This window comes from Clostridium sp. 19966 (assembly GCF_032335695.1).
In the GTDB taxonomy this organism is placed as follows: Bacteria; Bacillota; Clostridia; order Clostridiales; family Clostridiaceae; genus JACTOJ01.
Genome location: NZ_JACTOJ010000001.1, coordinates 22,742 through 35,947 on the forward strand (window position 1 = coordinate 22,742; position 13,206 = coordinate 35,947).

A 13,206-nucleotide genomic window follows, 5' to 3' on the forward strand; every position below is an offset into this window, starting at 1 on the left:
GAGAACGCTAGGAATTTTTACCTAAACTTCGTCTATTTCCGTCTGGATCAATAACTACTGTATTATCCAATGTAGCTTTAAGATTTGCTCTAAAGGCTGCAATATATTCTTTTCTTAGCTGTTCTCTTTCTACTAATTCTTCTTCTGTGAGAGCACCTTCCTTAGCTTTTTTAGCTAATTCGTTAAGTCGCTGAATTTTGTTTTTTTCCACTTTCTTTCCCCTTTCTAGTATCCATGTACTAATTTATTATATAGTATGTGGAGATTAAATCAACACTGATTTAAAACAGGAGGTATAAAAAATAGACAACCAACTTTGCCAAAGGATTTAGTTGGTTGTCTGTAGCGATTTTGCATTGTTGATAGCTTATAATATAATGCTGCTTTTATTTATAGCAGGGCCGCAAATTAAGGCTCTACTCCCCACTGAAGAGTTCCTGCATAATAAGCAGTTACTTTATTCCAATTAGCAAAGGCTGTGGCTGTTGAATTAAAGGAATAATCATTTGTTTGAGTATAAGTGCTCCAATCTGCTTTTGTAATTCGCGATTGAATTGAAACGCTGCTGCCGGGTGAAAGACTGCCTGCAGCGTTGCTAAAACCGATTTCAACGTAGCTGTCTGCATTGGTTTTTGGAGATGCTAAGGATGTAAAAGTTCCAGTCACATTCGAAGCTCCCACTGAAGCCCAGTCACACCAAAAATTATTTGAAGTTGCTCCGTCAGCGGTGAAATAATATCTAATCTTTACATCAGACAGATTAATAGCTGTAGTTCCAGTATTAGTAAGCTTGATTTGCGGTGAAAGAGCTTGTGTACTATCTGCTTTTCCGGAGTTATACATCTGCACTGGTAGACTACCTTGCACCGTTGCTGTAGAATCTGAAATTGACAATGCTAGTGTGGGATCAGTTCCAGCACTGAAATCAAAGGTCAGATTCGCAGTTCCCACTGATAGGGTGGCAAGATAGGATTTTTTTATTGTAACGGTATTATTTGCTACAGAATAATCTGTTCCAGCAGCAAGGGTGTAAGAACCATTTTTTATTGCATTTAAAGTGTTTCCATTCAAAGTCATAGTAACAGAAACATCTGCTTGAGCAGTAGTATTTTTGTCAAAGGAAGCAGTAGTTGGAGTAATGGTTGAATTTGTAACAGTAGGTGAACTTGAATCAGTGACTGTGACAGATATTGAAGAAGGATTTCCGGCACTGAAATTAAAGGTTAAACTTGAACTTCCTACTGCAAGTGTTGCAAGATAAGACTTCTTTATGGCAACTGTGCTTCCTGATACAGTATAATCTGTGCCTGAAACTAAAGTGTTTGTTCCATTTGTTATAGATGATAAGGTATTGCCATTCAAGGTCATGGTAACAGGAATATCGGCCTGAGCAGTAGTATTTTTGTCAAAGGAAGCAGTAGTTGGAGTTATGGAAGAGTCTTGAGCAGTACTTGCAGAATCACCATAAACTATTCCACGTCCATTAGTTCCTACATATACACGTCCATAAATTCGTGGATCTCCAGTGATGCACATGTTGGTTCTTCCATATTGGTGCTGATCATCATTGATTCTTACCCATGAATTTCCGCCGTCATTTGAACGGAAGAAGCCTCTTACACCATTAATCTTTGCTGAAATATAAAGAGCCATGTAACTTTGTCCTGGTGCAGCTTTACCAAAGCCAACGCAATCTGCTTCTTGAACATTTGATAATTTGGTAAAGGAGTTACCAGAGTCTGTAGAATGCCATAAACCATAGGAGTTAAGCTTCTCACCACCGCCAACTAACCAAACGTCACCTTCTACTCCAGGCATAGCTTTTATATTCACATCTGTAGTTGTATTTGGGGTGCCGGAGGTCACGGTAGCAGTAAAAGTAGCACCTCCATCATTGCTTACATAAAATTTACCAGCTGCATAAGCATAAAACTTCTTAGAGTTCACACGATCTGAAGCTATAGTTGCGCCAGATGGAATACCACTTGATTGTTTCCATGAGCTGCCATTGCTTGAGTAGCATACAGGAAGATTTGTACCATTTGGTGCCCATAAAATTGTATTTCCATCAGCTGACATAGCAACCTTTCCACCTTGAGTCTCATCTGTGCTGCTGCTTGTCCAACAGTTGCTTAAGGCACTCCAGTTATTACCGCTGTCATAGGAAATTCCTATTCTTGCGCTAGTACCCTTATCTGTATTACCTACTCTGACGTATTTTGTAGGATTAAGTTCTGCATAATCCATACTTGTAGTAGTGCTGAAGTTAGGAGAGGTCATCATAAGATTTGGAATTTTTGTAAGGTCATTATGAACAAAACCGCAAACATCACCAAGACCGCTGATTAAATGTGCTGTGCCAGTGGTTGGACTTATTAAGGAAAGCACAGCTGTTTGTTCAATTCCTTTTGAGTATACAGAAAGATTTACCTTTCCGCCAGAGTCTATGCTGGTCAAATTAGTGGTGCCGTAAACGGTTGCACCTGTTCCGTAGAGCATACGATCAGAATTAAATGGGTCTATAGATATGTTACCCATCATCCAGCCAATTTTTAATGCAGGCTCTGGAGGATTATCCTGTTTACCAAAGGTTAGCCATGGAGATGCGGATATATCTTGAGCATATCTTAAAGTACGGTTAGGATATCCATTCCAGGACCAGAAGCTAGTCCAAGTATTTCCGCCATCTGTTGAACGGTAGATATTAGCATCAGGCCACCAGGAGTTCAAGGTAGTTACCATTAAGGTATTTGGATTCTTTGCATCTACAGCAAGACCTCCATATCCAAAGTAATTATCTGAGCTTGAGGAAGCCACAGGACTGATTTTTGTCCATACACCTGTGCTGGTATTATACTTCCAAACGTCTCCTTTAGAGCCATCATAGGGGCCTACACCATTACTGTAGCTAACATATAACATGCCATTTGAAGATAAAACTCCATGGTGAGGCAGATACCCATCTGTTGGCTGACCTGCTACAGCATTCCAGGTGGTACCTCCATCTTTACTTACGAATATTGTATTTTCAGCAGCTGCACCATTTTTGGCTTTATTGGCTACACCTGCGTAGATTGTTTGGCAAGGGGTTCCTTTTTGGCTGGAGGAGGTATCTACTGTTACCCATACAACACCTGTTAAGGTATTGTCATAGGAAGTAGAATCAAGGTCAGTTGGTCTGAAGTCACCTACCTGGGTAAAAGAAGTAACTTGATTCCAAGTAACGCCGTAATCTGTGCTTTTCCAAAGTCCATTTCCGCATCGTGTTCCCATGTATAATACATTATCAGAGTTTGGATCTACCACAAGACGCTCTCCCATGGAACGGCCAAGCATATTAGCGCCAACCTTAAAGGGCAGCTCTGTTTTCTGCCAGGTGTTACCTTTATCTGTTGATCTAAGGATATATCCATTTGAATCTGTCCAGTCATTTGTATATGTTCCAGCCTGAATATATACACGGTTTGTATCAACAGGATCTGCAGCCAGGCTGTCACAGCCTAAGTTATTCCAGTCATCAAAGCCTATGCTGTCTGTTATAGGAATAAATTTACTGTTTGCTTGATCCCATCTATATGCACCTCCCATATCGGTACGTGCATAAAATAGATTGGCTTCACCATAGTTAAAAATGATATCGTCTACATATCCGCCTCCGCCAATTTGTACATTCTGCCAAGTATAAGGTTCTGTAGGTACACTAGTGGAGGAAGCTGTGTCAGCTTTTACTGATGTTTTACATGAAAAACTGCTTAGTAACGCGATAGTGGTTACTACGCTCATTATTGATTTTAGATTTTTGCTTATCATATCAATACCTCCTTTTTATTTTCTGTATAATGGTTTTAATTAATATTAAATCCTCCTTTCTTACTAGCTTTATATAAAATGGTGATACCATTATGCAGTGCAGAATATTAAAGAAAAAGCATTTAGTTTCGTATATATAATACCATAAATGGGAGTAAATGTATATGATTACATTTATATAATTGTTACTATTTTGCAGCATATTTTTTCATACGTAAACAGTTGATGCGATTGTAGTAGTTTCAATTACAGCAGCTATAAGTCCAAGTAAAAAGAATAAATAGGTGGAGGAAATTAGTGATATTTATCGAATACTATATATACTAGTGGTATTTAGTAGATTTTAAGTTGACAAATGTAAAAAATAGTATATTAATGTAAATATCGTATTAAGAAAAGGATGTAGGTTTTTAATGAAAAAACTTTTAAATATGATAATAGTGGCGGCGATGATAGTGATTTCAATTTTTATAGCCTATTCAAATTCCATATCATTAAAAAAATCTCCTGCTGCCCAAGAAGGAGTTATGGATCTTTCAAATTATGATTTATCCAAAAGCGGAGCTATAAGTCTTGGTGGTGAATGGGAGATCTATGATGGTCAGCTTCTTAATCCAAAAGATTTTTCAACAAAAACAATAAACAAACCAATGTTAAGCGGTTATATGAACATCACTTCAAATGCATTGGATTATAAAAAGTATAAACTGATGAGCAGTAAAGGTATAAGAACCTACAGATTGATTATAAAATTAAAACCCTCTGATAATACATATGGACTAATGATAGATAATATTAAAATGAGTAGTAGAACATATGTGAATGGCATTATGAGAGGAGAAAGCGGAAATGCTGCCGAAAAGGATAAAGGTTATTATGGTCAAATGAGGCCTTATTCTACATATTTCAATATAGAAGGAAGCAAAGCCGAAATAATCCTTCAGTCAGCTAATTATGAGTATCCATTCAAAGGAAGCATGTATACAATAAATTTTGGATTGCAAAAGGATATTAGCTCAAGTGCAACGATAAACTCTTCTATTGAGCTTGGAGGAGCAATTATAACACTTTTAATTGCAATATACAGCTTAAAAATATATTCTACATTGAGGGAAGATAAAATATATCTAAATTTTGGAGTGTGCTTTATATTGCTTACCATGGATCAGCTATTAAATGGAGAAAAAATGATCTATATGCTAGTCCCTGATATTTCATTTATAATATTTTCAAAAGCACAGTTTATTTCGGTTATTTTTACTCTAGTGTCTATACTTGTCTTAGCTAACAAAATAAATAAAAATATATTACCCTCCTCTTTTAATAAAATAGCTTTTACCATAGCTACTGCATTAATATTTATAGTTTTATTAACAGAATATAGTGAGTATGCATATTTAAAACCCATAATAGCAATATTTATTATTACTTTTTTAACAATACTAATAATAAGCTCTGTAATGGTTATTAAAAAGAATAAAGAAGAGAAAACTGAATCTAGAGAAAATGCAATATTTTTACAAGCTATGATATGCATATATATTTATTGCTTAGACAATTATCTGTTCTATTTCTATTTAGTATACACAAAAATTTTTGGATTTATAGGGTTTTGGGGATTTGTGGTGTTTTCAGTGAGCATTTTGTCTAATAGATTCTCTTATGCATATAGCAGCATGAATAAAATGTCAAAAGAGCTTATAGAAATGGATAGAATTAAGGATGATTTTATCACTAAAACTTCCTATGAGCTGAAAGCTCCTTTGTATGGAATAATAAACATAGCTGAAACCATAATTAAGGAAAACAGTTGCAATTTAAATGATAAGGCTATCAGAGATGTGATGATAACTAAAAATATAGCATTAAGGTTAACCAATATAATAAAAGATATTTTAGATGTAACTTTGCTGAAAAATAGTCAGTTAAAACTTAAGATAGCTGCATTAGATATAAATGTGTGTGTTAACATGGTGGTTGAAAGTTCAAAATACATTATTCATAATAAAGACATCCAGGTTATTAATCTTATAAAGGAATCTATAATTGTAAAGGCTGATGAAAGCAGAGTCAGACAGATTCTATTTAATCTTATTAATAACTCTATTAAAAATATGGAAAGCGGCATAGTAAAAATAGAAGCATACAAAAAAGATGGTATGATATATATTTCCGTAGAGGATACAGGAGTTGGCATACCTAAGGAACAACAGAAGGATATATTTAAACCTTATGAAAATTTAAATTCTGATGGAATAGGATTAGGTCTATATATAAGCAAACAATTAGTGGAACTTATGGGGGGAGAAATAAGCTTAGAATGGTCGGAAGTAAATAAAGGAAGCAGATTTGTATTTTCTCTTCCATATTCTCAGCAGGAATCTGAAACATATAGCAATAGTAAGGGTAAAAGTATTGATTATTTTATGCAGGTATATCCAATAGATTATTCTGCGGGGGAACAAGTGATAAATACTAAAAATACAATTTTAATTGTTGATGATGAAGTTACTAATATACAGACGGCTCTAAATATACTAATAAAAGAGAAATATAATGTTATTACTGCTTTTTCTGGAGAAGAAGCAGTAAAGAAATTAAGCGAAGTTAATGTGGATTTAATCTTATTGGATTCCATGCTGCCAGGAACTTCAGGAATCCATGTTTGCAGAAAAATAAGAGAGAAGTATTCTTTAGTTGAATTGCCCATATTAATTTCAACTATGAATAATATAAATTATGATTTATATCTAGGTTTTGAGGCAGGAGCAAATGATTTCATAGCTAAGCCTTTTGAGGAAAAAGAATTAATATCAAGAGTAAGAACTTTAATTGCATTAAAAAAGGCCATGGAGGAAATATTAAAAAATGAATTGGCATTCCTTCAAGCTCAAATAAAGCCGCATTTTTTATATAATGCTTTAAGTACAATAATTTCCTTTTGCTATACTGATGGAGAAAAGGCAGCCAAGCTTCTTACTAATTTTAGTATATATTTAAGGCATGCTTTTGATGTGGATAACAAGTCAATGCTAGTAACTATAAAAGAAGAATTGGAAATGGTACAAGCATATGCAGAGATAGAAAAAGCTAGATTTGGGCATATAATTAAGGTGGAATATGATATTGAAGGAAAAGTTATGCAATGCAAAATTCCATCATTGCTTATTCAGCCCTTGGTTGAAAATTCAATAAAACATGGACTTTGCGAAAAAGAAGAGGGTGGAACAGTATATATTTCTATCAAGAGAGAAGAAGAATATATAGTTATTGTAATAAGAGATACTGGAGTAGGAATGTCCAATGAAAAAATTAAGGATATAGAAAAAATTGATAATAGCGCTTTAGGAGTAGGACTTACAAACACAATTAGAAGGGTTAGAAAATTAAGTAAAGCTCATATGGATATAAAGAGCAAAGTAGGAGAGGGTACAACTATAACTATAAAAATACTGATTAAGTAAATACAGTTTTAAAGTATTGATTAGAGGTGAAAAAATTAAGTATGAGAACAATAATTGTAGAGGATGAAGAGCCTATTTTACAGCTAATGAAAATAATCATGAGCAAAAATAAATATATTGATATTATAGGAGCTTTTACAAGCTCTGAAGAGGCACTTAAAAATATTATAGAACTTTCACCAGAAGTGGTATTTGTAGATATAGAAATGCCTCACATGGATGGAATGAGTTTAGCAAAGGAAATAATGAAATTTAATGATGATATACAAATAGTTTTCGTGACTGCCTATAAGAAGTATGCTTTAGAAGCTTTTAAAGTTAACGCCGTAAATTATATTCTGAAGCCGATTACGGAGGAGGAATTAGATATAACTGTTAATAGGCTTCTGAAAAAATATAATGTGGAAGAAAATAAAAACGTAGCTAAAGGGAAAAATAAAATATTTTCTTTGGGATGCTTTAAGATTTATGGAAATTTAGATAAAGAAGCCATTAAATGGCCTACGGAAAAAACTAAAGAACTATTTGCTATTTTTGTATACATGCAGGGGAAAGAAATTGATAAGTGGAGGCTTTGTGATATTCTCTGGCCTGAATCTGACCCTAAGAAAGCAGAGCATAATTTACACAGTACCATTTATAGAATAAAAACTGCGTTAAAAAATTTAGGGATAGAAAATGTCGTGCGTTATGAAAAAGGAAAATACAGCATAGACTTTAAGGACTTTTATTGCGATACATGGGATTTTCAAGCATACATAGATAATAATCCTATAGTTAATGAAGAAAATATATATAATTATGAAAAAAATATGGACAAGTATATAGGAAAGTTATTTGGAAACGAAGACTTTGGATGGTGTATTGAGTTAAAAGAGAAGCTTGAAAGGTACTATGCAGAAGCTTCAAAAAATATAGCTAAATACTATATAAAGAAAAAAATATATGATAAGGCAGAGGAATATTTAAAAAAAGTAATTAAAGCTGATGCTTTTGATGAAGAAGCTCAAGAATTAATGATGATGGTGTATTTTTACGTGCGAGACAAAACAGCATTAATTAATCATTATAAAAGTTTAAATACATTGTTTAAAGAAGAGCTTGGAACAGAACCTAAAAATTCCACAAATGAACTTTATAAGAGTTTGCTATATAAATTATAGTTAATGTTCTAAATAAGTCGTATATTACAATATCTGTTTAAAATATAACTAAAATATAAAAAATTATCATCACGCCCTTAAAATATAGATTTTTGTTAGAAATTTGTGAGAGAAAATTATTATTATAAAATTGTTACTATTAATTATAATAAATATAATCAGTGGTAGCAGATTAGCTGAAAATATTGCTGGGGACTTTGATCTATATACTTATTTGGGCGCTTTGTATATAGTGAGTCAGTAGTGCAACCGACCAACTTTTTAATAGTTTGGTTGGTTTTTTTGGCTTTAATTTAATTTACAAAGGGGTGAATTGATGAAGAAAAATAAATTTCTTATTCTTCCAGTGGTTATAATTTTTATACTGCAAATATTTATGCCATCAGTTAATGTAAAAGCAGCCGGTAATGACGTTTCAGGTAAATTTCCATTTATAACAGATTTAAATATTACAGATGCTAATGGCAATAAATTGGGAGATAATATTAGTAAAAGTGCCGAAATTCATATCAATTATACTTGGTCTATACTAAATGGACAAGCTGTTAACAATGGTGACTATTTTATCATGCAGCTTCCTGATCAGATTAATATATTTGCAGCATTTGATCAACCATTAATTAATCCTGATGATGGAAATACAGTAGCTAATATGCATGTGGATACGAATGGTAAGGTTACAATTACCTTTACAGATTATGCTAGCGGTCATAGTGATGTCCATGGTGGATTTGCCTTAGATTGTCATTTTAATAAAGACAATATAGGGAATGCAAACCCTATTTATATTACTTTTACTGTACCTGCAATGGCTGATTTTGTTGAAGGCCCATTTAATTTTCAGCAGCCAGATCCTACAGTTGTAAAAAGTGGAAGCTATGATCCATTAACTGATGAAATTACTTGGACAATAACAGCTAATAAAGAAGGAGCAAGGCTTAACAACGCAACGATTGAAGATAACATAAGTGGTAATCAAGCCTTTGTAGCAGGTTCTGTAAAAATTAATGGTGATGCTGGAGTCAGCGGAACTAATTATAACTATGATTCTTCAAGTAATAAATTGGTTTTTAATTTAGGAAGTATAACTACTCAGCAGGTTATAACCTTTAAAACTAGTGTGCATGATGATTTAGCTAGTAAAGCACAAGGCACATATTATTACAACAATAATGCAGTATTAAAATATGAAGATAATAGCAATTCTAAAAATGTAAATTCTAATACTGCATCAGTACCAGTTAATGTAAGCTATATTACGAAGGATGGAAGCTATGATTCTTCAACAAAAAGCATTAATTGGACAATTACTGTAAATGGAAGTGGCAGAACTATAAATAATGCTTCTGTTACAGACAATATACCATCAGGGCTTACTTTAGATACTTCATCTATTAAGATAAACGGTATATCCAGTTCGAGCTATACAAGCTCTGGTCAAGCTGTAACTTTTAACTTAGGAAATATTACTAGTAAGCAAACTATTACTTATTCCACAGCTGTAGATACTTCTATTTATAATTCTAATTCACCTAAGAGCTACAGCAATACAGCTTATCTTTTAGGAGATGGAGTTCCTAATGGTACTTCAGCAAATAAAAATGTGGGTGTAAATAGTAATATTATACAAAAGCAAGGTACAGGCTACGATGCTTCTACAGGAATTATCACATGGAAGATTACAGTAAATAATAATAAAACCTCTGTAGCAGCAGGAGCGAAGGTTACTGATAATATTCCAATTGGACAAACTTATGTAATTGGATCAGCAAAGTTTGATGGAAGCTCTATAGACGATGGCGGGTACACAGCAGCTAATGCAGGCGATACATCTAAAACAGGCACTTTCGCATATACTTTTTCAAGTGCTTTTTCTGACATTCACACTATAGAGTTTAAAACTCAAGTAACTGACCCTAAGGCTTATAGAGCAAATTACAGCGGAAGTTATAATAATACTGTGAATTTTACCGCTGTTAATATAAATCAAAATACTTCAGCAACTCAGCCTGTAAGCAGTGAGATAATTAATAAAACAGGAGCAGGTTATGATTACGCTGCAAGAGAAATATCATGGAAAATTGTAGTGAATAAAAATAAGATACCTATTACAAATGCGGTGATTACAGACAATATTCCTGTTGGTCAAGAATATGTGTATAATTCTGCAGCCATAGATAATACAGCTTCTAATAATGGATTTAGTTATACACCAGTAACTGGTGATGCATCAAAAACTGGCACACTTATATATACATTTCCCAAAGGTATTACTAATACTATTCATGACACCTATACCATTACTTTTAAAACAAAGGTTACAGATTTAAGTATATTTAATAGTAATGGAAGCAAAATATTAAATAACACTGCATCAATTAGCGGTGACGAAATACCTGATGATGGAAATAGAAGCAGTATTGGAACACAAAATGTTGACAATACAGTAATTAATAAAGTTCCAACATATAAGTACGGAAATGCCTACATTGATTGGACATTAAACATAAATTCTAATTACAGCATTCCAATGGCAGGAGCAACCATCACTGATAATTTGCAGGATGGGCTTTCATTGAATACAGATACTGTTGAATTATACAAAGCTGCAATCAATTCGGCTGGTAATCTTAGTGCTACAGATAAAGTCACATTGACTGGTGAGAATGTAAAGTATGATCCAAGCACAAGAGAATTTGACTTTACTTTTCCACAGGACTCAGGGACTTCAGCCTATATACTTAAATTTACTACTGACACAACAAAGTCTGGAAATTATCTGAATGTGGTACAATTTAAAGGACAATCTTCAGATCAAAGCGCTCAAGGAACGCAGAATAATGTGTGGTTTTCCTCTGGAAGCGGATGGGGAACCGGAACAAGCGGAAGTATAACTGTATCAAAAGTAGATAGTAACGATAATACAAAAAAACTATCTGGTGCAGTGTTTCAGCTTATAGATCAATACGGAAATGTAAAAGCAACCTCATCAGCTACAGGGAATGATGGGCAAGCTGTGTTTAAGAGCCTAAAATATGACACTGATTATTCTTTGAAAGAGATAACTCCACCTACTGGATATAGCTTGAGCAGTGAAGTATATAAATTTCAAGTTCATAATGTTACAGGACAACAAGACATTACTTATGTATATAAAGATACAAAAATTAAAAAGGATATTGTTTTTAGCAAGTTGGGAGAAGATGGCAAAGCATTACCAGGAGCAGAATTTACTCTTTATGAAGAAGATGGAAATACCTCAGTTAAGGATGCTGAAGGTAAAGACATTATTGCTGTAAGTGATCAACAGGGTAAAGTAACCTTTAAAAATATTGATTACGGCAATTACAAGATTAAAGAAACTAAAGCTCCTACAGGATACCTACTTTCTTCAAATATACTAAACGTAGTGCTTAGCGGCGATTATCAGAATGCAGTGGTTACAGTTACACCTAATTCTATTTCTAATGTATTAATTAGAGGCGGGATTAAAATAACAAAAACCGATGCTTCCACTCTAGAACCAGTAGCTGGAGCAGAAGTTGCAGTTTATACTGGTAATGGAGTACAGGTTGGAACAGCGGGAGTAACTGGAGCCGATGGAACAGTTGAATTTGATAATCTGCCCTATGGAGATTATTACTACATAGAAACAAAAGCACCAGAAGGATATTTGTTAAACACAGATAAGCATCCATTTAGTATTTCTGAAAATGGATTTATCCTTCAGGATACTTTTTCAGATACCAAAATAACTGGTGGGATTAAAATATTGAAGCTAGATGCTACTTCTAACAAACCAGTAGCTGGAGCAACTGTAACTGTATATACTAGTACGGGACAAGTTGTTGGCAAGGGAGTTGAAGGAGTAACTGGAGCCGATGGAACAGTAGAATTTGATAATCTTTCTTATGGGGATTATTACTATATGGAAACAGAGGCACCAGAAGGATATTTGCTAAATACAGATAAGCATCCATTTAGCATTAGAGAGGATGGAGTTGTATTAACAGATACATTTTCAGATGCAAAAATTAAAGGCACAGTAGAAGTAAGAAAGAACGGAGAAGATGGCAATTATCTTGGAGATACAGAATTTACACTATTTGACACCAATGATAATGCTGTTCAATCTGCAGTTACAGACGATACAGGGCTTGCTAAATTCTTGAATATAGAATACGGTAAGTACTATGTAAAGGAGACAAGAGCTCCTAAAGGATATACTATTTCTGATAAAAAAGCAGCAGTGGAAGTAAATGGTATTGAAGATGAAAAAACTTATGATGCAGGTACTATAACTGATGTAAAGATTAGAGGAGCCATACAGATTAAGAAGCTGGATCAGGATGGGAAACCATTAAAGGGAGCAGAATTTACGCTATATGATTCTGAAGGCAAAGCTATTGCTACAGCTGTGTCAGCAGAGGATGGAATTGTACTCTTTAAGGATTTGGTATATGGTGATTACTCAGTAAAGGAAACAAAGGTACCTGAAGGTTATACGGCATCAAGTGACAGTATAAATGTTTCTGTGGAAACTGATGGAGCTGTGTATTCTTATGAAGTTAAAAATACTAAAATAAAATCCACCGTTGAAATTAAGGAAACTGACAATAATGGGAAAATAGCATCAACAAATATTCAAAGTCTTCCTAAGACAGGAAGGTTTATAGATGCAACCATGTCTGTGCTGGCTGGAATAATTTCTATTCTAGCAGGTATTTACTTGACTATTAATAAGAAAAAAACAAAGAGAAGTTAATACC

5 protein-coding genes and 1 riboswitch are annotated in these 13,206 nt (G+C 33.8%); of the genes, 3 read left to right on the forward strand and 2 right to left on the reverse strand.

All coding sequences use genetic code 11. The annotated features are described in order from the left end of the window. Nucleotides 1-7: 7 nt before the first annotated feature. A complete protein-coding gene (locus tag IAI10_RS00110) occupies nt 8-211 on the reverse strand; it encodes a DUF896 domain-containing protein (RefSeq protein WP_315671266.1) in 204 nt (67 codons plus the stop codon). 197 nt (nt 212-408) lie between these two features. Beyond that, entirely contained in the window at nt 409-3,810 is a 3,402-nt protein-coding gene (locus IAI10_RS00115; RefSeq protein WP_315671267.1) for a X2-like carbohydrate binding domain-containing protein, read from the reverse strand. 413 nt (nt 3,811-4,223) lie between these two features. Between IAI10_RS00115 and IAI10_RS00120 the strand changes: the two genes are divergently transcribed. From IAI10_RS00120 to IAI10_RS00130, 3 genes are all read left to right on the forward strand, one after another. Continuing rightward, nucleotides 4,224-7,274 (forward strand): ATP-binding protein, encoded by a 3,051-nt coding sequence (locus IAI10_RS00120; RefSeq protein WP_315671268.1) that lies wholly within the window; start codon nt 4,224-4,226, stop codon nt 7,272-7,274. Between the two features lie 41 nt (nt 7,275-7,315). Continuing rightward, nucleotides 7,316-8,437: a response regulator gene (locus tag IAI10_RS00125; RefSeq protein WP_315671269.1), complete on the forward strand. Its 1,122-nt coding sequence runs from the start codon at nt 7,316-7,318 to the stop codon at nt 8,435-8,437. Between the two features lie 181 nt (nt 8,438-8,618). Beyond that, nucleotides 8,619-8,701: riboswitch (cyclic di-GMP riboswitch) on the forward strand. 52 nt (nt 8,702-8,753) lie between these two features. Next, entirely contained in the window at nt 8,754-13,202 is a 4,449-nt protein-coding gene (locus IAI10_RS00130) for a SpaA isopeptide-forming pilin-related protein (protein ID WP_315671270.1), read from the forward strand. The last annotated feature ends 4 nt before the right edge of the window (nt 13,203-13,206 follow it).